22 protein-coding genes and 1 other annotated feature are annotated in these 21,615 nt (G+C 43.8%); of the genes, 3 read left to right on the forward strand and 19 right to left on the reverse strand.

Annotation, left to right across the window (positions count from 1 at the left end):
- Nucleotides 1-6 precede the first annotated feature (6 nt).
- The 12 genes from AC58QM_RS05795 to AC58QM_RS05850 all read right to left on the reverse strand — a co-directional run bounded on the left by AC58QM_RS05795 (nt 7) and on the right by AC58QM_RS05850 (nt 10,483).
- The gene (locus AC58QM_RS05795) at nt 7-927 is read right to left on the reverse strand and encodes a YIEGIA family protein (RefSeq protein WP_497282150.1); all 921 of its coding nucleotides are present in this window, start codon (nt 925-927) and stop codon (nt 7-9) included.
- Between the two features lies 1 nt (nt 928).
- Complete coding sequence (locus tag AC58QM_RS05800) at nt 929-1,549, reverse strand: YphA family membrane protein (protein WP_497282152.1); 621 nt, start codon at nt 1,547-1,549, stop codon at nt 929-931.
- Nucleotides 1,550-1,677: 128 nt separating this feature from the next.
- Entirely contained in the window at nt 1,678-2,736 is a 1,059-nt protein-coding gene (gene fni / locus AC58QM_RS05805) for a type 2 isopentenyl-diphosphate Delta-isomerase (RefSeq protein ID WP_497282153.1), read from the reverse strand.
- 28 nt (nt 2,737-2,764) lie between these two features.
- On the reverse strand, nt 2,765-4,078 hold the full coding sequence (gene rpsA, locus AC58QM_RS05810; protein WP_310223435.1) for a 30S ribosomal protein S1: 1,314 nt from the start codon (nt 4,076-4,078) through the stop codon (nt 2,765-2,767).
- 150 nt (nt 4,079-4,228) lie between these two features.
- The gene (locus AC58QM_RS05815) at nt 4,229-4,810 is read right to left on the reverse strand and encodes a lysophospholipid acyltransferase family protein (RefSeq protein WP_497282155.1); all 582 of its coding nucleotides are present in this window, start codon (nt 4,808-4,810) and stop codon (nt 4,229-4,231) included.
- 1 nt (nt 4,811) lies between these two features.
- Nucleotides 4,812-5,495 (reverse strand): (d)CMP kinase, encoded by a 684-nt coding sequence (gene cmk, locus AC58QM_RS05820; RefSeq protein ID WP_497282157.1) that lies wholly within the window; start codon nt 5,493-5,495, stop codon nt 4,812-4,814.
- A 139-nt stretch (nt 5,496-5,634) separates the two neighbouring features.
- Nucleotides 5,635-5,859: a hypothetical protein gene (locus AC58QM_RS05825; RefSeq protein ID WP_497282159.1), complete on the reverse strand. Its 225-nt coding sequence runs from the start codon at nt 5,857-5,859 to the stop codon at nt 5,635-5,637.
- A 66-nt stretch (nt 5,860-5,925) separates the two neighbouring features.
- Nucleotides 5,926-6,588, reverse strand: a complete 663-nt coding sequence (locus AC58QM_RS05830; RefSeq protein ID WP_497282161.1) for a flagellar brake protein — start codon at nt 6,586-6,588, stop codon at nt 5,926-5,928.
- Between the two features lie 89 nt (nt 6,589-6,677).
- Nucleotides 6,678-8,048, reverse strand: a complete 1,371-nt coding sequence (ypeB, locus tag AC58QM_RS05835) for a germination protein YpeB (RefSeq protein WP_497282162.1) — start codon at nt 8,046-8,048, stop codon at nt 6,678-6,680.
- A gap of 390 nt (nt 8,049-8,438) precedes the next feature.
- A complete protein-coding gene (gene prsW, locus AC58QM_RS05840) occupies nt 8,439-9,134 on the reverse strand; it encodes a glutamic-type intramembrane protease PrsW (RefSeq protein WP_310223421.1) in 696 nt (231 codons plus the stop codon).
- A gap of 183 nt (nt 9,135-9,317) precedes the next feature.
- Nucleotides 9,318-9,923, reverse strand: a complete 606-nt coding sequence (locus AC58QM_RS05845) for a genetic competence negative regulator (protein ID WP_310223419.1) — start codon at nt 9,921-9,923, stop codon at nt 9,318-9,320.
- Between the two features lie 248 nt (nt 9,924-10,171).
- Entirely contained in the window at nt 10,172-10,483 is a 312-nt protein-coding gene (locus AC58QM_RS05850; RefSeq protein ID WP_497282165.1) for a hypothetical protein, read from the reverse strand.
- A gap of 172 nt (nt 10,484-10,655) precedes the next feature.
- On the opposite strand from AC58QM_RS05850, the gene AC58QM_RS05855 reads away from it, so the two are divergent.
- Nucleotides 10,656-11,510 carry a polysaccharide deacetylase family protein gene (locus tag AC58QM_RS05855; protein ID WP_497282167.1) on the forward strand — a complete coding sequence of 285 codons (855 nt, stop codon included), beginning with the start codon at nt 10,656-10,658 and terminating at the stop codon, nt 11,508-11,510.
- Between the two features lie 67 nt (nt 11,511-11,577).
- On the opposite strand, the gene AC58QM_RS05860 is transcribed toward AC58QM_RS05855, so the two are convergent.
- On the reverse strand, nt 11,578-11,784 hold the full coding sequence (locus AC58QM_RS05860) for a hypothetical protein (protein ID WP_497282169.1): 207 nt from the start codon (nt 11,782-11,784) through the stop codon (nt 11,578-11,580).
- On the reverse strand, nt 11,781-12,389 hold the full coding sequence (locus tag AC58QM_RS05865) for a CPBP family intramembrane glutamic endopeptidase (protein ID WP_497282171.1): 609 nt from the start codon (nt 12,387-12,389) through the stop codon (nt 11,781-11,783). Before AC58QM_RS05865 ends, AC58QM_RS05860 begins: the two co-directional genes overlap by 4 nt.
- A gap of 90 nt (nt 12,390-12,479) precedes the next feature.
- Between AC58QM_RS05865 and AC58QM_RS05870 the strand changes: the two genes are divergently transcribed.
- Nucleotides 12,480-13,403, forward strand: a complete 924-nt coding sequence (locus tag AC58QM_RS05870; protein ID WP_497282173.1) for a hypothetical protein — start codon at nt 12,480-12,482, stop codon at nt 13,401-13,403.
- A 48-nt stretch (nt 13,404-13,451) separates the two neighbouring features.
- Here AC58QM_RS05870 and AC58QM_RS05875 read toward each other — a convergent pair whose 3' ends face one another.
- The gene (locus tag AC58QM_RS05875) at nt 13,452-13,775 is read right to left on the reverse strand and encodes a rhodanese-like domain-containing protein (RefSeq protein WP_497282174.1); all 324 of its coding nucleotides are present in this window, start codon (nt 13,773-13,775) and stop codon (nt 13,452-13,454) included.
- A gap of 238 nt (nt 13,776-14,013) precedes the next feature.
- Nucleotides 14,014-14,245: a binding site (T-box leader), on the forward strand.
- A 71-nt stretch (nt 14,246-14,316) separates the two neighbouring features.
- Here AC58QM_RS05875 and serA point away from each other — a divergent pair.
- A complete protein-coding gene (gene serA / locus AC58QM_RS05880; protein ID WP_497282176.1) occupies nt 14,317-15,897 on the forward strand; it encodes a phosphoglycerate dehydrogenase in 1,581 nt (526 codons plus the stop codon).
- A 123-nt stretch (nt 15,898-16,020) separates the two neighbouring features.
- Here serA and AC58QM_RS05885 read toward each other — a convergent pair whose 3' ends face one another.
- The 4 genes from AC58QM_RS05885 to resB are packed head-to-tail and all read right to left on the reverse strand — an operon-like array spanning nt 16,021 to nt 21,574.
- The gene (locus tag AC58QM_RS05885; protein ID WP_497282177.1) at nt 16,021-17,904 is read right to left on the reverse strand and encodes a sensor histidine kinase; all 1,884 of its coding nucleotides are present in this window, start codon (nt 17,902-17,904) and stop codon (nt 16,021-16,023) included.
- Nucleotides 17,905-18,618, reverse strand: a complete 714-nt coding sequence (locus AC58QM_RS05890) for a response regulator transcription factor (RefSeq protein WP_056614488.1) — start codon at nt 18,616-18,618, stop codon at nt 17,905-17,907.
- Nucleotides 18,619-18,656: 38 nt separating this feature from the next.
- Complete coding sequence (gene ccsA, locus AC58QM_RS05895; protein ID WP_497282179.1) at nt 18,657-19,916, reverse strand: cytochrome c biogenesis protein CcsA; 1,260 nt, start codon at nt 19,914-19,916, stop codon at nt 18,657-18,659.
- Complete coding sequence (gene resB / locus AC58QM_RS05900) at nt 19,913-21,574, reverse strand: cytochrome c biogenesis protein ResB (RefSeq protein ID WP_497282181.1); 1,662 nt, start codon at nt 21,572-21,574, stop codon at nt 19,913-19,915. The genes ccsA and resB overlap by 4 nt, the downstream gene beginning before the upstream one ends.
- Nucleotides 21,575-21,615: the final 41 nt, after the last annotated feature.

A 21,615-nucleotide genomic window follows, 5' to 3' on the forward strand; every position in this document is an offset into this window, starting at 1 on the left:
CAGGGATTACCCCTCCCTCCTTTTATTCACACCAGCTTCAGAAGGCATGCGTACAGCACTTTCAAGGACAGGCACGCGATGTAGTGCAGTTACCGTTTTCTCTTTATCATTCTCCTGCAAAAGAAGCAGCAGACCGATCGTTCCCGAATCTAGGTCCAGCTTGGCCATAGGTCGTAACGAAGGCTCTCCCTCATCACGATAAACCCCAAATAAGGTCGACATATCGTACATGATCGCTTGGCGCTGCCCCAAATGTGAAATCGTCACGCGTGCATTACGATTTTTGGGTTTAATGAAAAAACCTTGCCCATATTTCATTATTTTCTCACGATTGTCCACAAGCCCAACATTCATCATATAGATGGAGCCGACGTAAACATCTGGCCCTTCCATTCGAATATCGACCTGTTCTATGTCAGTGATATCTCCTAAATTACTGCCTGATTTAAAAAAGTTAGCCAGTCCTATCGAAAGCACTCCAGCAACTGCTCCCCAATACCAAGCAAATAAGATGCTAAATAACGAGGCCAAGAATGCCGTCATGATGACTAAATAATTTCGACCTTCGAAGACCATGGCGATACCTTCAATATAAGCAGAACCTCTTGGTACTAATTCTAATTCATCTATTTTCGTTAAGCTCTGTCTTTCCATATTTCGTACATCTCGAAATTGCTGAGCAGCCAGCGATAGAAAAGTGACGGCTGTATAATTCTTCTCCAGAAGTGCCGGTATGGCCACAGCCCCAAGTCCTGCAGCGATAACGCCAAGTGAGACATGAATGATTTTGCCATGTGGATACGTCGGATATTGCCTATAATCCGTACGCAGCATATTGATCCGTGAGATAATGCCAAAAATAACACCAATGACTATCCCAATCGTATAACGATGTGTATGGAGCCATGCCATATCCGTGAAATTCATCTCATCTATCCCCCCTGCGGCCAAACCAATCTCTCCATACAGTTCGACATCCACCATACGCAGCTTGAATCAGGATCGTTACCGTCCTCGCAGTGAAGATTGTAAGCCACCACTGATCTTGAAAAGTAGCCATACCCAATTGATGAAAGCCATTAACCTCATGAATACCCGCTTGGTACATATCCCCGATCAGATAACCGATCGAAATCGCTGCAATCTGTTCCCACGCTTGCCGTTGAACAACCACGGCAACAATGGCGATTAACAGAGCGGTCTGCCACTCTGAGTTACGTATGATGAGAATCGGGTCCATCTCAAGAAGCTGTTGAAATAGAAAGTGAAGTGAACCGATTAATAAACCGATGGATAGCAGATGAAGCTTATGTATAAATCCTCGCGTGACATAAAGAATGCTGAAAGAGATCACTAGCACGACGACATAGACAAGCTGAATATGTACATGTTGGATAGTAACGGTTACTCTCGTCCCAATCAACCAAGAGACAAAAAAAAGAAGCATGCCCTTATGCGATATACTTCGGATGTAAAGCTCCTTCCAACCGCTGGCAAGTAAGATCAGCGTGATGCAAAGGAGAATAAGCGATAGATAACCGTCATTCATAATCAAACCCACCCTACCCCGCTTAGCCTTCGAAAACTTTTCCCCATCGATTGGCTTGCGGATCTTCAGGCTCCCCCTCACTAGAAATAAGGGAGAACTGCCTGATCCTTAGTATGGCAATATTTTGATTATTTACTCTGATATCTTCGCTCTGCGTATGAAGTTAAGTCAATGCCTCTCGCACGACACCACTCTGCGGTATCTCCAACGATAACTACAGGGCATTGTGTTAAGTCTTGAATGGAATTAGCACCTAATGCTGTCATGATTAAAATAAGTCCTTGGTGCAGCTCATCCGCATAAGCATGAAGGGCATCTACGCCATCTACACGCATTACTTTCAGAAATGCGCCTGCCATACCAACTGCTGAAGCACCTAATGTAAGTGCTTTAGCGGCTTCCAAAGCATTCGTAATACCGCCTGAAGCAATAACAGATCCCCATGGATAAACAGATAGCACCTCTAATAAAGTCATACTAGTCGGTGTTCCCCAATCGTTCAACCATGCGAGTTCAGCTGGTCGTCTTGCATTTTCAATAGCTGCAAAATTAGTTCCACCCGATCCGCCTACATCGATAACCTTTACGCCAATATCCCGCAGTTGCTTCGCATTATCGCTTGAAATCCCAAAGCCGACCTCTTTCACAATAACTGGAACAGGAGCATGACGAACGATGTTCTCAATCCGACCAAGCATACCTACGAAGCTGCGATCACCTTCCGGCATAATCAGCTCCTGCATCACATTCAAATGAATTTGAAGCGCATTCGCTTCAATCATATCAATAGCACGTAGTGCTTGTTCTGTTGTTGCTTCACTGCCCAAATTAGCGAAAATAATGCCGTTTGGATTCTCGCGCCGTACTACTTGATAGCTGGATGCTACTTCACTATTTTTAATAGCTGACATCTGAGACCCAACAGCCATTGGCAAACCTTTCTCCCTGGCGAGAATGGCCAGTTCGCGATTAATGCTCTCTGTTTCGTGAGCGCCGCCGGTCATTGCATTAATTAAAATCGGCGAACTCATAATGAGATCGCCGATTGTTGTGGTTAAAGCAATATGATCCGTCGAAGTCTCAGGAAGACAGTTATGCACAAGCTTGATGTCCGCCAGCCCTTGCTGACGAGTTTGACCAAGCTCCAGCGCGTAATGGACATGCTCCATTTTGCGTGAGATGCGCATTTCTTTACCTCCTAGAAGTTGGATCTATTTATTTTTTGAATTTTGCTAGTTTATCACCAAAACGCTCACCAAGTGTCATGGACAAACCTTGATTGCTTAGAGATACATTTTCGTTACCAGCAATTTCTTTTTGGTGACTTGCACTGTTACCGCGGTCACGATCGCCGCGAGGTTGTCTTTCTCTTTCTGGTTTGCCAGCAGATGATGGAGCCGCTGCACCAGCAGGTGCTTCAGGAGCATCTTCTGTATCTTTGATACTCAAGCTAACGCGTTTCTCAGCAAGGTTGATTTCCAAGATTTTCACTTGAACTTCTTGTCCTTCTTTCAACACTTCATGAGGCGTACCAATGTGACGGTGTGCGATTTGGGAAATGTGCACAAGACCTTCAACACCAGGAGCTACTTCAACGAATGCGCCGAATGCTGCAAGACGTTTAACTGTACCCGTTACGATATCACCAGCTTTGAAATCACGCTCAACATTGGACCAAGGACCATCTTGAGTTGCTTTGATGCTCAAGCTGATTTTGTCATTAGACGCATCAAGTTTAAGGATTTGTACCTTAACTTTGTCGCCTTCTTTAACAACATCAGATGCTTGTTCTACGTGTTGCCAAGCAAGTTCGGAAATATGAACAAGGCCATCAATTCCACCGATATCAACAAATGCACCGAATTGTGTCAAACGTTGAACTGTACCATCAAGTACTTGACCAACTTGAAGACCTTCGATGATTTTCTTTTTGTTTGTTTCGAACTCTTCATCCAAAATATCTTTTTGAGATAGGATGACTTTGTTTTTCTCACGATCGATTTCTTTCACACGAAGACGCAAAGTGCGGCCTTTGTAAGAGGAGAAATCTTCAACGAATTGACGCTCAACCATGGAAGCAGGTACGAAACCACGTACGCCGATATCCACAACTAGTCCGCCTTTAACTACTTCAGCAACTGCAGCTTCAATAATTTCTTTGCTTTCTAGTTGACCTTGAAGAGTTTCCCAAGCTTTTTCGTTGTCAACAACGCGTTTGGACAATACCAATGTTTCTTTCGCATCGTTAATGGAAACGATTTTCAATTCAACTTCTTGCCCCAATTCAACTGCTTGCGCAGCGTCGTTCAAGCTTACGGATGAAAGCTCACGAACTGGGATGACACCATCGTATTTGTAACCGATATCGACGAAAGCTTGATCAGCGTCTACTTTAACGATTTTGCCTTTAACTGTAGCGCCTTTCTTCAGCACAGCAACATTGTTAAGCGCATGCTCTGCTTCTGCTTGTGAAACGGCCGTTTCTTGAGCTTCCTGTGATTGATCTTCAACTTTTACTTCATCTGACATGAGATTAGCCTCCTCTATTTACAACCAACAAAAATAATTTATAAGTCACAAAGCAGCAGACAAGCTCCTACTCTGTTTCAAACACAATAATAAGTTCTAATCGCTTTAAGGTTAGTATAATTCCAAGCTTTCGATTCCATACATTTCTGACTAGGCTTTACTAGTAACCGTATGTAGTCGGCGTATTTCTTTCATGATCGCCTCTGTAGCCAGCTCCAAATCTTCTGAGCTCGCTCCCGCATAAGCAGTCAAATCCAGCGGCGCCCCATAAACGATTGTCATACGACGGAAAAGTGAATAAGTACCTACGATAGCTACTGGAACAACAGCTGCACCGGACTTCAATGCAAGACTTGCTGCGCCTTTTTTCCCCATGCCTCCAGCATTACTTCTTGTTCCTTCTGGAAAAACGCCAAGGATATTGCCGTCACGCAACAACTGCACAGCCAGTCGAATTGACTCTCTGCTAACACCGCCGCGCTTAACAGGGAATGCCCCTACTTTGGAAATGATCGTCCCAAGTACTGGGATATCAAACAACTCTGCCTTGGCCATGAAATGAACCTTCCGCCGCAGAGGTGAGCCTAAGAAAGGCGGATCCAAGTAGCTGGTATGATTACCACACAAAACAACAGCGCCTTGTGCTGGCACATTCTCCATCCCGATCGCTCGCATTCGGAAAAATACGGTAAAAATAAATCGAAATAAGGCTCTTCCGATGCGATATAGCATCTTATTTGCCACCTCCGACTTTGTCCTTGCAAAGTCCAAGGATTTCGTCCACAACTTCTTCAATCGTCATTGACGTACTGTCCATTAACACGGCATCATGCGCCCTACGCAGTGGTGATATTTCTCTCGCCTCGTCGAATTGATCGCGACGTGCGATATCCTGCTCCAATTCGGAAAGAGTCAGTGTATTCGTACCACTGTTTTCTAGTTCCTTGAATCGGCGCTCAGCACGTTCCTTCACACTCGCAGTTAAGAAAACCTTAATTTCTGCATCTGGCATGACATGCGTACCAATGTCACGGCCATCCATGACTACGCCTTTGGAAACGGTCATTTGCTTCTGCAAAGCTACTAACAAATGACGTACAGCACCATAGCTGGCAATTTGCGAAACATGTGTCGTTACTTCCGCTGAACGGATTGCTTTCGTCACATCAACACCATCTACGAATACTTGTTGTCCTTCATCTCCAGGGATGAGCTCAAGCTTCATGCGATTGGAGAGCGCAGCCACTTCTGTTTCTTGCTCAGGTAGCAGCCCTTCTTGCTGTACTTTCCATGTTACTGCTCGATACATGGCTCCTGTATCCACGTAAATGAAACCTAGTGCACCGGCAACTAACCGTGCAATGGTACTTTTACCGGCTCCAGCAGGACCATCTATGGCAATATTGAACTTATCCAAGCTGCTGTTCCTCCTAACAATACTTCACAGTACCTTACGTACAAAAAAGCAGGCACTTGCCTGCTAATTACTAGAAATTATACCACAGAACATGGTCATATGCAAAACTTGGGTTCATTCGTTCGCTGAATTCATGCGCCTAGGAGCGTTCTTTCATTGGATGTTCTGGCACGATATAAGGCTGCCCTTCCAGCGGCTCCACACGTGTGAAATGCTTACGAATATACGCATTTTGCAGCAACGCTTGTACACAAACTAGCAGAATAATAACAAAAATGACAGCTCTAATAATGAGCTTCTCTACTTTCGCCGAGAAGCGAATAAATAACTGCTCATACGATTCTGACTCTTGCTCCTTCGACATGAGACCACACTCCTGCTAGCTTCCAATATGCTTAGCAGTATGCCCGCAGTCGACTCCTCTCAATCCTTAACGCTTGCGAAAATCCATTTGTCTTTCGAAGCAAAAGCGTATCAACTTCTGTCGCTCTCGATCCGCAATTTCTGCGAATCGTATCATCACAAGTTGTTTGCCTGTCTCAGTAGCCTTCACTCGGACCACTTCACCTGTGAATGGAATATGTTCGATCGCGCCATTTTTGAAGGGAGCAAGCACCCAGCACGAAATAATCGCATTTAAACCGATTGGGATATGTCCATCACAAATAAATGAAATACCACCACCGCCAACATCATCCGTTAAGCCAATGAATTGAATTTGGTCGTTGAGCTTCACAGCGATCTCAAGTTCAGCCAAAACCCGTAAGAAATTCCTACGTTGTATTTGCGTTATTGCACTTAACTCAGGGAGTCGCAATTCAATTAAACGAATGACGTCTTCTGTGAATCCCGTGACCTCCGTGGTGAAATAGTGCTTTACACCGCCTTGTCCAAGGAAATGTGCGCTTATTTCATCCCCATGATACATTTTTTTCAAGCGTCCTGTTTTCTCATTCAGCGGGATTTCAATAATGATCGCGCTTTCTGTTACATCCGCAATTCGCGACTTATACTCGATTTTGGACTCATCTTCATCAATACTGTTCATTTGCATATGTAATATCTGGTTGACCTTAGGAAGCAATTTCCGCACCTCCGCGAAGTATTATGTCCTAATTATACCATGCCATCAACATTTAGATAGAAAAAAAAGAAACAGGCCATTAGCCTGCTTCTTCTCTACTAAGATTTTCCTTTTGCTGCTTCTACTTGATCCTGACGAATCGTCTCAATTTTCTCTTCCATGCCCACATCCCCATTGACATAAATCCGATAGATATTGTTATTCATCGTTCCGATAAATTCATGACACAGCACCTCTTCGTCCAGATCATTCTTGATGATTGCGAGAGATTCACCGGTCACTTTCATTTTGGAACTCAGCTGCTTACGAGCTTGCTCGGCAGTAATTTTGGGCTGACCAATTTTGCGATCTTTTTGCGAATAAATATAATTAGTAGCCTGCAGCCCTGTTACTTCAAGCGTATCCAAGGCAACTTTAACCGTTACTTGTTCGGGGTAAATGGTGACATTGTTTTCTTTCTTAGCAAAAAGAATTGTCGCCGTATTCTGATATTGATCATAGCTAATGGCACTTAAATCCTTATATTCATGTTGATCCAAGAATTCATTAGCTACATCTCTTGCTTGACGAAGATTAAACTTCGAGGATGGCACATCGCGCGACTTCATGAAATAAATGAGATGCCCGCCTTTTTTAGTAAAATCCATTTGTGTATCCGTTTTGGAAGCATCCCCGCTCGGAACCACAACACTAAAGCTTTGAAATTCGGGTGCATTTCCACCGTTTTCGATAACTTTAATGTTAGATGAATCTTGAACACCAAGGAATGCAATGGCCTTCTTTTTAATCTGATCAGCCGTCATCTCGTTCCCTGTCAACATTTTAACATCATTTTTGGAGAATACCGATAAGTTGCCTGTCCCCCAATTTAATTCATCATATCCACCTACTTGCTTATCCACAATCTTAAAACCATCGATGATCGCATTGTCATGCATTTGGTTCTCAGACACTAGAGCCGTCTCTACATCCATCCATCTTAAATTATTTGCAATGACTTTATCTTGTACGCCGCGAATTTCTTTCGTAATATCAGCAGAATGTGCGTAAAGCGTGTTTAACGTCTTCATTTCAGCTTCTGTTAAAGGTTGTTTCGTCATATCCCGTACCGACATCCGATAGGAGAAATTCGCCATATTCGCTAGAAAATCTTCTGTTTTATTAAAAGGCAGCAGCATCAGTGGCAATTGGGTGATATCGCTTTGTGCTTGACTGGTTAGACGCCAAACATTCACTAATCCTTTTCGATAGGAAGGCTCCGATGTTTCATTCACAGCCAATGTATTCCCTAACTCCGTATGTAGCTTATCCATGTGAAAGGACAAATCATGAAACGCCCGTTGGTACTGATTTTCAGCTTTAATTAAAATCGTATTCTTCTCTTGGTGCTCTAAATACCCCCATACAGAAGCCCCGATCAATGCCAGCAATAGAAATGGAAACATGACAATACTTAATCTTTTATACACAGAACTGCTCCTTTCATACCCAATCTTGCGCTTAGTTTTTACGCGAGGAGGCAGGTTTATACAAGATTGACACAAAATAAAAGCCTCACAGTCCTGTAAGGACGGAGGCGTTAAACACAAGTTCTATGCAAAAAAAGGCCTATTCGGAAGAATGGCCTTTCGCTAACTTTCGGTCTCTATTTCAAAATCGTGCTCATTACTGCATATACATTGCCGAAATCCAGTTTCAATTTTGTCTTTTTCCTTTTTGCCTCGTAAAACAAACTTCTCACCACATAATCGACATCGGATCTTCACTTTCACGCGCGTCGTTAATGACATGTATACCCTCCCGGTCTATCCCCATTCCATGTAATGGAGCTCACCAATTATACAGTCATTATACCCAATTCATCCCATTTTAATCTTCTCATCGACGGTCACAACGCGTAAGGGAGAGTGTGCATTCGCACGATCAACACGCCAAATCGAGCGTATCCACAGAAATGTCATCAGCGGAATCATAATCCACATCCAGCCTGTTTTGAAAATGAGCAAAATATAATCGAATGCACCATGCCACGCAATTGGAAGCAGAAGCGACATCCAGAGGTACCTGTTTTGCTTGTGAGGAACGAATTTCGCTTTGCCCATGTAATACCCCATCATCACACCAAATAAGGCATGACCCGAAACAGGCAGCAGTGCACGAAGCATTAGAGCTGAGAACGAAGAAGCATGTAAGAAGGCGTAAATGATATTCTCTAGGGTTGCGAAGCCGAGACTTACAGCCACCGCGTACACAATCCCATCATAGGGCTCATCGAAGGCTTCATGACGGAAAATCAGATGATACAATAATAACCACTTCAGAAACTCTTCAATGCCTCCAGATAGAAAAAAGGAAGTCATAATAGTGCCATTGCCGAATTCTTGGATAAATGCGTTCTGTAGAACCATCGTCGGATACACCAGGAGTACACCGAAGAGAAACATGCGAATCACTAGATGTATAGGTTCTGTTTCGTATCGATCCTTCAGATAAAAGTAGGCGAGCAACGAGAGACCTGGGGCTATGGCTGCCAGTAAAATAGGCACGATATGCAAAGTTCCAGCTCCCCTCTCTTTTTGAAATACATACCTCTATTATAGTCGTTCTTGTTTGACTTATCTACTTGTAACACATGACACCTTAGATGCGTATTATGGAAAACAAAACAAGCATCCTCAAAAACGGTTGTTTTTGGTAGATGCTTGTTTCATTGGACTGCATGAGGACGTGAGTCCTGCTTATTTGAAGTGACGGCAGAGCACCTTCACAGCATCATCAGCGATAATCGTCTTTCCGTATTCTTCGAGGACGGCTAACGTTATAGAAGAAGCTTCACCGAACTCAGATAGGACAGCGATTAGTGCTTGATACTTCGTCTCTTCAAGATCTACAGGCTCAAGCTGTAAAATATATTTCCCTTTGTACGAATACAGGGTACCGCCTTCCATCAGAAGGGGATTGATTACTTTGGATACACGCAGCAGATCTTCAAAATCACGGAAAGCATAGGAGATTAAATCGCTTTGTTCAAGCGTAACTTCCATTTCGTACACTTCTTCAGCTTCGTGATCGTCATATGCATCAGAACTTGCATACAAATCAAGCTTACCTCTGGTCACAATAACAACCATTCCTTGCGCTGGGAGTGCGAATACCTCAACAGCAAGCGGACCGGACGGGTCAAATCCGAGCTCCGAATAGGCTTGATCCATCATTTCACTAAACAACTCGTGCACTTTTGGAATTTCTCTCCACATGTCGTCTTTTTGAATTCCACGTTCAGTTAAGTCATCGAATGTTAGGAAAATCCGTATCTTATCCTGACTTAAGCGTTCTATTTTCATGATAGGATCCTCCTTTGAGCTCTCCACTAGGAAAGCTTGCATCGAAAGCATGGTCACCTTATTTCAATCAGAATATGTTAGAAAAATAAAAAGGTGAACCATTAATTAATAAATGGACATGCATCCATCTATTGTTTTCACCTATCATGTTAACACTAAATCTTCGCAATTGCACGCGCAAGTTATGTATAAAAAGAAAAAGCACAGCCGGCCCCGTGGGTATGCCAGACTGCGCTGCGAGCTTATTATTATTGAATTGTAGCGTTGCTTATTTTATTATCTTGCAGAATTTCGCTGACGGTTGCCTTCAAATGCGGGTCCTCTTTCACAATTTTCTCCACTTGATTCAAGCCATTTGTACTCGTCGAGGAGAAATTTCTGGCGGCAGATTCTCCAAAAGATTTGCTCGCGAACGTTTCTTTCGCCTTATCCATGACATTGCCCATCGATTGATTGGATGAGCTAAATGCTGAGAAGAGCATCGATTTACTTTTACGATTGAGATAAATGACCGCAGCCGCGCCTGCAATACCACCAAGCATAAATGTGCCTAATTTCATTGGATCTCCCTCCATGATAAGTAGTATGAAGCCTTCCTAGGTTGTGCGAGTTTAGAAGTGGGCATACGTCAAATCAGAAGGAAAACATAGGAGAATTGACATCTGCGAAATATGTATATACTTGTGGTACTATAAGGAATGACTACCATGTAAGGATCTGAGGAGAAGACATATGATGAAAAAGAAAGCAAGTACCTTGCTCCTGTCGGTGATGCTTTTGTTAGCTGCCTGCAGTTCAAATCAAACAGAAACGAGCCCTGCTGCCTCATCGAGCTTGGCCCCAACAACAGAAGCAACAGCTAGTCCAAGCCCAACTTCAAGTCCAACACCAACCGCGGCACTTACACCTACGCCGACTCCAACACCCGTTGCCCCCGAAGTCGTTCAGAAGACCTATCATATGAACAAGAATTATGATATTGTACCGAATGACCCGAATGGCAATAAGAAAGTCGTCCTGTTAACCTTTGATGATGGCCCGAAAGATCAGGCGATGAATCAATCTCTGATTGATATTCTAAACAAACACAAAGCGAAAGCAATCTTCTTCATGAACGGCTATCGCATTAAGCAAAAGCCAGAGCTCGTTAAGCTTGTTCATGAGAGTGGAAATATCATCGGCAATCACGCTTGGGATCATGAGAATCTGAAAGATATGGCGAATGAGAAGATTGATAAACAGGTGGATGATGTGCAACAAGCTGTGAAAGACATTATCGGGCAGTCCCCTCAGTTTTTCCGTCCCCCATTTGGTTCGGGCAACGATTATTTGAAAACAAAAATTAAAAACAACAAAATGCTTTATATGACATGGTCCAATGGTTCTCTAGATTGGGATATGACGAATAAAAACAATGATTCTAACAAAGTCATTGAGAATGTGTTGCAACAGCTTCACAATGGCAGCAACATCCTCATGCATGAACTCCCTTGGACCGTGAGCGCCCTCGATACGCTGCTTACGAAGCTGGAGGAAAAAGGCTATACTTTTGTTGATCCGAATGCGATCGAGCTTGAGATGCGCTAGAAACGAAAATAAGAGCCATACGGCTGCCACGAATCTTTCGTGCAAGCGTATGGCTCATTTTATGGTCTCATAACGAAGAATATTTAATCCCCCAAACAGTTAAACTCACCACCAACGCGATAAACAACCACAGCAGTGTCATATAAAAAAGATTCGTCCATTTACCTTGCTCTGAAGGATGTACGGCTCTACGCGGCGGTAAATAGGTCTCATCCTCCTGATTCTCCTCCACTCCAGGATTCGATCGTGAAGCTACTCTATCTCCTACACTCATGAAACTTGATCTTCCTCCTTGCTAAAACGAAGTATGCATCCCATCACCATATCAATCATAAAGTGAGCAATTATCGGTGTCCATAGGCTTCCCGTATGAAGGTAAATCCAACCTAAGCCATAGCTAATGCAGAAAACCATTCCTGTCATAAGCCAATGCTGAAGATACCGCACATGAATCGCAGCGAACAGAATACTAGTCCAGTAAGGCCCCCAAGCATGTTGAATCGCACCACGGAATAGGACTTCTTCACAGACAGATACGATAAATGAGATAAGTGCAATATGCCAAAGGGCTCTATTTCCAAAAATCATTTGATTAATGCCGCCGTCATCCGCAACTTCCTTGGGTACCCATCTTGAGATAAGCAAGTCCACACCAAGCACCACTACAGCAAATAAGCATCCCCAAATTACAACTTTCCATCCACCTTGAAAGGACAAGGCAGAAAGAATCTTAGAATTGCTCTGAAATATTAAGATGATTATTCCGATAATAAGCGTAAGCAGTTGTGTAAAGTAAAGATTTAGTAATAATGTCCTGTCATTCAGCTCACTAATGTCAACTTTCCCAATACGAAGGTTCTTGAAATCAAATTTTTTCAAAGGAAGTACCTCATTTCCTTATAATATTCCTTTTTAATGCTGATTGACCTATACTAAAACAAATATCAAAGACAACAAGGAGCTAGATTTATGGAGAAGCGTCTTACTCGCACTGATTATTTATTTGCCCTCATGTTTATCTTTATGCTGGTCTGTATCCTTGGCGCTTTTTTCTATGGGTTACGATTAGGACAAACGAAAGCGGATTTGAAGTATGATAAAATAATGAACGCTGGTAAAGCCGCCGCAGCCCCCGAAGTAGGCGCTTATGACCAACAAGTGCTAGTGTCATATTACCATACCATCTTTTTACCCTTTAGGGAATTTCAGAATAAATGGTTTGAATTGCTGAGTCAAATCGAGATGGATAATGCCGCCGTGGATGCTTCCGCTGTTCTGAAAGAGCTTAGTAAAATTGCTGCGGACAAATACAATACATTACAGAACAAAAATATGCCTGCGTCTTCACCACTGCTGGTTCAATCACACCAAGGTTATTTAAAGAGCTTAAAGCTTTTCACAGATGCATTAAATACGTATCAATCGAAAGCGAATGCCCAAAGCCATTCACAGTTGATTGATGCCATTCACAAAGACGCTTATTTTCTTGAAGCCAAGACGCAAGCTTTAACCGCTCAAAAAAATTATTTTGACTCCATTCTTGTTTGGAATGGCACACTGGATCCAGATATTGAATATTTCGATTCCAACAATACAGCCAATCTCGATCAGTGGCGATCGATGAATTTGAATGTGAAGAATGTTTATATTACTGCTAAATTATTGAAAAACAAAGCCTTCTCGCCATTTTATCCGCAGGATTTAACGATAAGAATTGACGAGTTCATTGCCTCAGGGCAAGCTAAGAAATTAAATGTAACCGATGTAAATCAAACGATGGAATTATTGCTAAGTACCAATGCGGTTCGAACAGGCGACTTTGTCAAAGGGAAATCAAAATGGTATACCAATGAGATGTTACCTCAATTACCCTTCTTTTCAGATGTAAATTAATAAAAGCTGAGAATGTGGTTGATAACCCGCATCCTCAGCTTTTTCAGTTTAGTCGTATTGGAAGCCGCGGAACATGGCAATGGCCGCCATTCCTCCATCAACATTGATGACGCGATCAAACCCATTCTCTTTCAAATATTCAGCTACACGCATACTGCGCACTCCATGTGCACATACAATATATATGTCTTCATCATCTGGAAGCTCCCCCATACGCAGCGGTATTTGCTGCATCGGAATAAGCTTTGCTTCTTCCATATGATAGTACTCCCACTCATGGGGTTCCCTTACATCAATAATTACACTATTGCCAAGCGATTTCTTTTCTATCTCTTGGAGAAAAATTTGCGGATAAATGCGATTGATTTCCATTTCCGTACACACTCCTGATTTTTTAAAATGAGATCTTAACATTCACTGTACCATACACGAAATATAGGCTCAAATATTAACAAAAACTCATTGCTTTCTTAACATTCATGCTATAAAATAAACGAAAAGCTTCTGAATGATTGTCAATCCGAACATTTATGACGTAAAAGTGAAAATCGTTCGACATGTATTGACACGATTTCGAACGCATGGTAATCTAGTAAAAATTCTATATCACAGTACAGCGTTGACGGAGCCAAGCAGGTAAAGTAGCTTTCAGAGAACCGATGGTAGGTGAGAATCGGTAGCGAACTATTGCGGAGCACTCCAGAGTTATTGCATTGAACTTTAGTAGATGCAATCGGGATAGGAACACGTTACAGTTCCAGGTCGCAAGACCAAATGAGGCTACCCATGCGAATGGGCAGCGAACTAGGGTGGTACCACGAAAGCAATCTCTCGTCCCTTTGGCTACAGGCTAACTGTCTGTGTCCGAGGGCTGGGAGTTTTTTTATGTTCAAATCTAAGGAGGAAACGAATTATGTTCAAAGTTCTAGTATCCGATCCAATTAGTGACATGGGAATTCAAATGCTTTATGATGCAACTGATGTTGAAGTGGTTAAGCAATCAGGTCTATCCGAAGACGAACTCATCGCAATCATCGGTGAGTACGATGCCCTCTTAGTTCGTAGCCAAACTAAAGTAACTGAGAAAATCATGACTGCCGGTACGAAGTTGAAAGTCATTGGCCGCGCCGGTGTTGGTGTTGATAATATTGATTTGGAAGCAGCGACTAAACGCGGAATTATCGTTATCAATGCACCTGACGGGAACACAATTGCAACTTGCGAGCTTACTTTCGCTATGATGATGGCAACAGCTCGTATGATTCCACAAGCGTACAAGAAAACGGTTGGCGGCGAGTGGGATCGTAAATTTATCGGCGTTGAGCTTCGTAACAAAACACTAGGTATTCTCGGAATGGGACGTATCGGTAGTGAAGTTGCGAAACGCGCAAAAGTATTCGGTATGGAAGTTATCGGTTACGATCCGTTCTTGACAGAAGAGCGCGCTGAGAAAATGGGTGTTAAGCTAGGAACTGTTAACGAGATCGCTGCTCAAGCTGATTTCATCACTGTTCATACACCACTTACGCCAGAAACGCGTCACCTGATTTCCAGAACACAATTCGAACTTATGAAACCAGGCATTCGCATCATCAACTGTGCGCGCGGCGGAATTATCGACGAGCTAGCATTAGTAGAAGCGATTGATCAAGGAATCGTTGCAGGAGCTGCTTTCGACGTATTCGAAGTTGAGCCGCCAGCAAAGGATCACCCGTTCTTAACGAATCCTAAAGTAATCGTAACGCCTCATCTTGGCGCTTCCACGATTGAAGCACAAGAAAACGTAGCGATCGATGTATCCGAGGAAGTTCTTCACATTCTTCGCAACGAGCCGTTCAAAAACGCAGTAAACATGCCGCCAGTTCCAGCAGATGTGCTTAACAAGCTGCAACCTTACTTCAGTCTTGGTGAGAAAATTGGTTCTGTTCTTGGTCAAATTGCCCAAGGTGCTGTTTCTGAAATCATCATTAACTATGCAGGTGATTTGATGGATGTTGATACAAGTCCGTTAAATCGTTATATCGTAAAAGGTATTTTCCAAAACCAATTAGAATCCATCAACATTATCAATGCGATGCATCTGGCTAAATCACGCGGTGTGAACATCGTCGTGCAAAAATCAAACGCATCCAACAGTTTCACTAACCTTGTTACTGTAACGGTTAAAACGAAACAAGAAGAGAAAACTCTTGCAGGTACATTACTTGCTGGCTTCGGTGAGCGTATCGTGCGTATTGATCAATACCCTGTTGACTTCGCTGCTGAAGGTAACTTGCTATTGATCTCTCACAACGATAAACCAGGTATTATCGGCCGCGTTGGTACATTGCTAGGAAGCAACCAAGTTAACATCGCGACAATGCAAGTGGGTCGTAAAGTAATCGGCGGATCCGCAATCATGGTTCTGACGATTGATAAAACAGCTCCTTCTGAAGTGTTGGCTGAATTGACAAAGCTTGATGAAATCGTGAATGTTCGTGCACTTACGCTCTAATAAGCACAAATTGTTTCACGAACAACAAGATTTTATCTGAATATTCTACACATGAAATAGGCGTTTGCTGAGTATTCCTAGCAAACGCCTATTTTTTGTGTCGAAATTCGCACAATTTTCTGTTTATTTGTGTTCACAAGGCAAGCAGATCGTAAACGTGCTGCCATGCCCCCATGAGCTTTGTACCGTTACCGTACCATGATGGGAATCAATGATATTCTTGACGATTGCAAGTCCAAGTCCAGTCCCCCCTGAGGATCCACGCGTACGCGCTTTGTCCGCCTTGTAGAACCGTTCAAATATGAAAGGCAAGTCTTCGGCAGGGATACCCTGTCCTTCGTCAGTAATCTCAATGCGGATCGCAGGCCGATCCTTCGAGAGGCATGCCTCCGCCTTCAAGGCAATCGCCCCGGCAGGCGTATGGCGGAACGCGTTGTCGAGCAGGTTCGTCAACACCTGCTCCAAGCGATCCTCATCCGCACGCCGCAGGATGAGCGGCTCTTCCGGCAGCGCCACGCTAAGCGCGATACCGCGCTCTTTGGCCAGCACCGCGAATTTGCGGTGCACCCGACGCACCAGGGAGTCGATCTCGACCTCCCTGAAGGAAAGCTCGAGATGGCCGGCCTCCATCCGCGCCAGATCGAGCAGGTCACGGACGAGGCGCCCCATACGGAGCGACTCATCGTGAATGACCTGCACCAGCTCCACGCGTTCCTCCGGCGTGGAGGGAATATCATCGAGCAGGGCTTCACTGTAGCCCTGCAGCATCGAGATCGGCGTACGCAGCTCGTGTGAGACGTTCGCCACGAAATCCTTGCGCAGCTTATCCAGCCGTTCCTCCTCCGTCACATCACGGAGGACAGCCACAGCGCCGCGCACCTGGTCTCGCGAGTAGAGTGGCGTCATAGCCACGGACCAGACGCCATTCTTTACATGAAGCTTCGTAGCAGCTTCTGCCGACTCATCGACAACCGCTTCAAAGAGCGGAATCAACGGCACAGGAATTGGCTTGGTGTTCGGATTGCTGTAGCTCATGAGTCCCCAATCGCCAAGTGCGGTATCCGGTTTTGGGAAACGTCTTGGCTCTCCCTCATCATCAGACCACTCAATTGTGCTCCACTCTTCTACGATCTTCTCCCCTTGTGGGTTGCTCAGCATAACAGATCCATTCACATCCAGGGTGATGACCGCATCGGTCATACTTCCAAGAATGCTTGATAAATGTTCTTTTTCCTGACTAAGGGCTTGAATGCTTTCCTGTACCTTTTCGCCCATGTGGTTAAACGTCTTGGCAAGCTCACCAATCTCATCTTTGGATAAAATAGGGACACGCCTTCCATATTCCCCATGTGTAATAAAATCAGCTGCTTTCTTCAATTGCTGCAACGGTCTCGTAATTTGTGAGAATAAGAAGAAGGCGAAGAAGGTCGTCATGAGAAAACCAACAATAGACACATAAATAAACAATCTTAACATATACGATTGCGTGGCTTCTAACGACTGCAGGGATTGATACAGCAATGTCGCCCCTACAATGCCGCCCTCCAAACTGAAAAGCGGAGCTGCCACTACGAGGTATTCCGCTCCTGCCTCAAAGCGGCCAGTGCCCGATTTATTGACTTGCTTATCGATGGTTTGGCCAGAAAATACAGGCTTCAATTCTTCTTGCGTGTAGAAATCAGAAACATGGAATTCGACTAACTGGCTCCCGCTAGTTCGTGGGATGACCATTTCCTTCATATCTGTAGAAATCACGAGCATTCTTGAATCTTGAAAGCTGAGCAGCTCATTACTTAGTTGATAAAATTGCTCATTGTACATGTGCGTCGTTGCTTCTTCCGAAAACTTGACTGCCATTTCTCTCATATTCTCGCGCTGATCCGTTGCTTGCGAGAAATAATTTCCCATATATTTGACAAGGAAAAAGCCTAGTATGAGCAAAACAACCCCAACTAGGCCAATAATCGTTAACCACAACTTCCCTACGACACTCCTGAAAATAAACACTTATTTAGGCACCTCTAGCTTGTAGCCTACACCCCACACGGTCGTAATCATCGCGGCAGCATCCGGGGATACTTTATTTAATTTTTCACGAAGTCTTTTTACATGTGTATCTACCGTACGTAAGTCACCAAAAAACTCGTAATTCCAAACATCCTTCAACAGCTCTTCTCGGGAGAACACCTTATCCGGAGATACGGCTAAGTAATGCAGCAATTCGTACTCTTTCGGTGTTAATGCAACTTCTTGACCACCCGCTGTCACACGATGTGCATCATGCTCGATAATCAGGTTCGGGAATACAATATTATTGCTGGAGCTTGCATCTTTAGATAGATAAGCAGTTGCTGACGAGCGGCGAAGGATCGCTTTCACCCGATATATCACTTCACGAGGCGAGAACGGTTTAACCACATAGTCATCCGCTCCCACTTCAAATCCACTCACACGATTCGTCTCTTCACCCTTCGCAGTCAGCATAATGACTGGTGTGGACTTCACTTGTCGAAGGCGTGCACACACTTCAATCCCATCGATGCCAGGCAGCATCACGTCGAGCAAGATTAAATCAAAGTCGGTTTCCGTCGCCATCCGCAAAGCGGTTTCTCCGTCCTCCGCTTCTTCAATGAGATATCCTTCTTTCTCTAAGTACATGCGCAGCAATCGGCGAATACGTTCTTCATCATCTACAACAAGTATACTAGGCTTCAATTCCACCTTCACGTCACATCCTCTTTTAATGTACGTACTTGATATTAAACACCAGCATAGGAATGCAGTCCTGCAATCACTAAGTTGACACCTACTAAGGTGAACATTACCACGATAAATCCAATAACCGTTAACCAAGCGGATTTCTTACCTTGCCACCCTTTTGAAAGACGAAGATGTAGGAATACAGCATAGAATAACCAAGTAATCAATGCCCATACTTCCTTGGGATCCCATCCCCAAAAGCGGCCCCAAGCCTCCTGAGCCCAAATCATCGCAAAGATCAGTGCACCCAGTGTAAAGATCGGATAACCAATCGCAATAGCACGATAACTGATTTCATCCAAATCTTCCGCATCCATCCCTTTTACAACAGGGCCAATCGCAGCTCCTAAAGGTTTGCGTGCAACTAAACGTGCCAACCAATAGAGGATTAAACCACCGAGAATAGACCAAATCACCGTGTTCAATTTACGCCCCGCACTTGCCCCTTCCATCCAGGATGGAGCTGTGAATAATGGCTCTGACATGCCTAAGAATGATTTCATCTCCACGACCTGCGTATCATACGGTTGTACAATTGGAGGCAATACATACGTTTCCGTTGTATGATTCGTTTCCTGCACACCTTGCGCATTGGTCACAATCACATCTTTGGAGAAGACTGCTTTGTAACCCGATCCGTTGAATGTAAAAATCGACGCAATAAATGCCACGAGCATAAGGATAAAGAATAGGGTTAGCTCAACACCCCTTTGTTCCTTTTTATCAGTCTTCGTCGTTCCTTGATAGTCGACAGCACGCAGCAAATACATCAAGCCGCCGGCAAAACCTACTGCAAAGAAAGCTTCTCCAGTTGCAGCCGTCGTCACGTGAATTTTAAGCCAGTAGCTCTGCAACGCAGGAATCAATGGCTGTACTTCACTTGGGAATACAGATGCATAAGCAATAATGATAAAACCAATCGGTAAGGCAAAGACCCCTAATACTGGTGTCCGATAAATGAGATATACGATCAAGAAGGCACACATGATCATCATCCCTAAGAAAGTCATAAATTCATACATATTGGAGGTAGGGATATGCCCCCCTTCTGCCCATCTTGTGAAGAAGAACGTCACATGACAAGCAAAACCAATAACCGACGTTATAAAAGCGACGAAGCCCCACTGCCTCGTGTGATCCTCGGGCTTCCGATTGCTCCATCTTTTACCGGTAATCGATAAGACGAACAGGAAGAATGCGAGCAAGTATACAAAAAAAGCGATGAGTAGAAAGGTGCTGCTGACAGAGTTTACATTCACCCCTGGTTTCCTCCATTTGCTAATGTTTTCGGCTGAACTTCTAAATCATTCTTATTTAATGCGGCGGCAACTTCATTGCGAAGTCCGAACCAGTTCTTGTTCGTGTGACCGCCGAGTGTAAGCTTACCCTCATCAATTCGAATCCAAATGCGTCGATGTTGCCAATAGAAGCCCATGATGACCCCAATCATAAAGATCGCGGAGCCAACCCAGATATACGGCATAGCTTTATCTACGCGGATATTCAAATAGGTCGTGTAATTGGCAAACTGAACGCCTTCCATAGAGCCCACTGCTATCTTCAACTTTTGGCTAATTGCACCGTTAATTGTATCTTGCGAGAACGTTTCCTTATCAATTTGTCTTGGGAAATATAGATAAGGTTCGCCTTTTTCCGCTAGCCCCGGTCCCGTAATGCTAAAAATAAAAGCAGGTGCTTTCGGTTCGTTCGATTTCGAGATCGGTTGCCCCTTCTCCATGCCAAACTCAGGGAAGAAGCCTTTTAACGTAAGCTTATACGGTCCTACTTGATAGGAATCCTTGGGATTATTCATAGGTAAATCAAAGCTGCCATAGGTCTCACCAGTTGTTGGGTTGCTCAACGTTGGTTTCACAGAGATCAGTAATGGCGTTGCTTTATAGTCAAACTGATAGGCTTGCAGACCCTTGTAATCCAATGGATGGTTCACAATGATGTTGGATTTATGGACTTCTTCCAGTACTGGCGCCTCTGACCCATCTTTGCAATTCGCTGTACAATGGTACAAGATGGCTTGTGTTTCATACGTTTTGGGCACAATCTGACCCTTCGATTTTATGCTTTCAGGCAGATCTTGCTCATCATACAACGTAAGTGTAAATTTCTCATTTTTGATGTAGTACGAAGTATGCGGGATAGGCTTAGTTTCGCCTTCGAGAATACCCATATATTGATCCATATGCCAACCAGGAATGCCTCGCATCAGCACACCGATGAGAAAGATAATGAGTCCAATGTGATTAATATAGGGACCCCAACGGCTAAAACGATATTTTTCAGCAAGAAGCGCTGAACCATCTGTATGTACGCGGTAATTTTTTTTGCGTAAAAGTGTACCTAACTTATTCGTCCATGCGATCTCATCCGTACCAGCAGGCAAGTCTGTTACGTAGGTAACATTTTGTCTAGTAAGGAAATTGATATGCTTACGTATTTGCTGCTTGGAAAGCGCCCGATATAACGGAAGAACACGATCCAGACTGCAAATGACAAGTGAGGTTCCAATCATGAATAGTAACGTGATGAACCACCAGGAACTGAAGGTATGAGAAAAACCTAGCGCGTGATAGATATTCCCTAACGTTCCGTAATTATCGCTGTAGTATTGGGTTGGATCCATGTCCAAAAATGTATTCTCTTGTGGAAAAATTGTCCCTACTGCCGAAGCTAGTGTTGTAATGAAAATAATCCATACGGCTATTTTGACCGAGGAGAAGAAATTCCAGACTTTATCGAGCAGAGAGGGATTGGATTTCTGAGAGCGTCGAGCCATGCCATCATAGCGCATTTCCAGAATATCTCTGCCATCGACATCGATCAACGGATTGCCACATGATTCACACAGCGTAGTCCCTGTGGGATTCTGATGACCGCAATCGCATTTGGTATTGTAGAACATGATGACCTCCTAAAAACATTGAGCCTGCGTGCGACATTTCT

This window comes from Paenibacillus sp. J22P165, from assembly GCF_059692015.1.

Bases quoted from the DNA above. Each gene is read 5' to 3' on its own strand.
- AC58QM_RS05795 (WP_497282150.1), bottom strand. From the start codon at position 927: ATGAATTTCACGGATATGGCATGGCTCCATACACATCGTTATACGATT.
- AC58QM_RS05800 (WP_497282152.1), bottom strand. From the start codon at position 1,549: ATGAATGACGGTTATCTATCGCTTATTCTCCTTTGCATCACGCTGATC.
- fni (WP_497282153.1), bottom strand. From the start codon at position 2,736: ATGCGCATCTCACGCAAAATGGAGCATGTCCATTACGCGCTGGAGCTT.
- rpsA (WP_310223435.1), bottom strand. From the start codon at position 4,078: ATGTCAGATGAAGTAAAAGTTGAAGATCAATCACAGGAAGCTCAAGAA.
- AC58QM_RS05815 (WP_497282155.1), bottom strand. From the start codon at position 4,810: ATGCTATATCGCATCGGAAGAGCCTTATTTCGATTTATTTTTACCGTA.
- AC58QM_RS05825 (WP_497282159.1), bottom strand. From the start codon at position 5,859: ATGTCGAAGGAGCAAGAGTCAGAATCGTATGAGCAGTTATTTATTCGC.
- AC58QM_RS05845 (WP_310223419.1), bottom strand. From the start codon at position 9,923: ATGAAAATAGAACGCTTAAGTCAGGATAAGATACGGATTTTCCTAACA.
- AC58QM_RS05850 (WP_497282165.1), bottom strand. From the start codon at position 10,483: ATGAAATTAGGCACATTTATGCTTGGTGGTATTGCAGGCGCGGCTGCG.
- AC58QM_RS05855 (WP_497282167.1), top strand. From the start codon at position 10,656: ATGATGAAAAAGAAAGCAAGTACCTTGCTCCTGTCGGTGATGCTTTTG.
- AC58QM_RS05860 (WP_497282169.1), bottom strand. From the start codon at position 11,784: ATGAGTGTAGGAGATAGAGTAGCTTCACGATCGAATCCTGGAGTGGAG.
- AC58QM_RS05870 (WP_497282173.1), top strand. From the start codon at position 12,480: ATGGAGAAGCGTCTTACTCGCACTGATTATTTATTTGCCCTCATGTTT.
- AC58QM_RS05875 (WP_497282174.1), bottom strand. From the start codon at position 13,775: ATGGAAATCAATCGCATTTATCCGCAAATTTTTCTCCAAGAGATAGAA.
- serA (WP_497282176.1), top strand. From the start codon at position 14,317: ATGTTCAAAGTTCTAGTATCCGATCCAATTAGTGACATGGGAATTCAA.
- resB (WP_497282181.1), bottom strand. From the start codon at position 21,574: ATGTTCTACAATACCAAATGCGATTGCGGTCATCAGAATCCCACAGGG.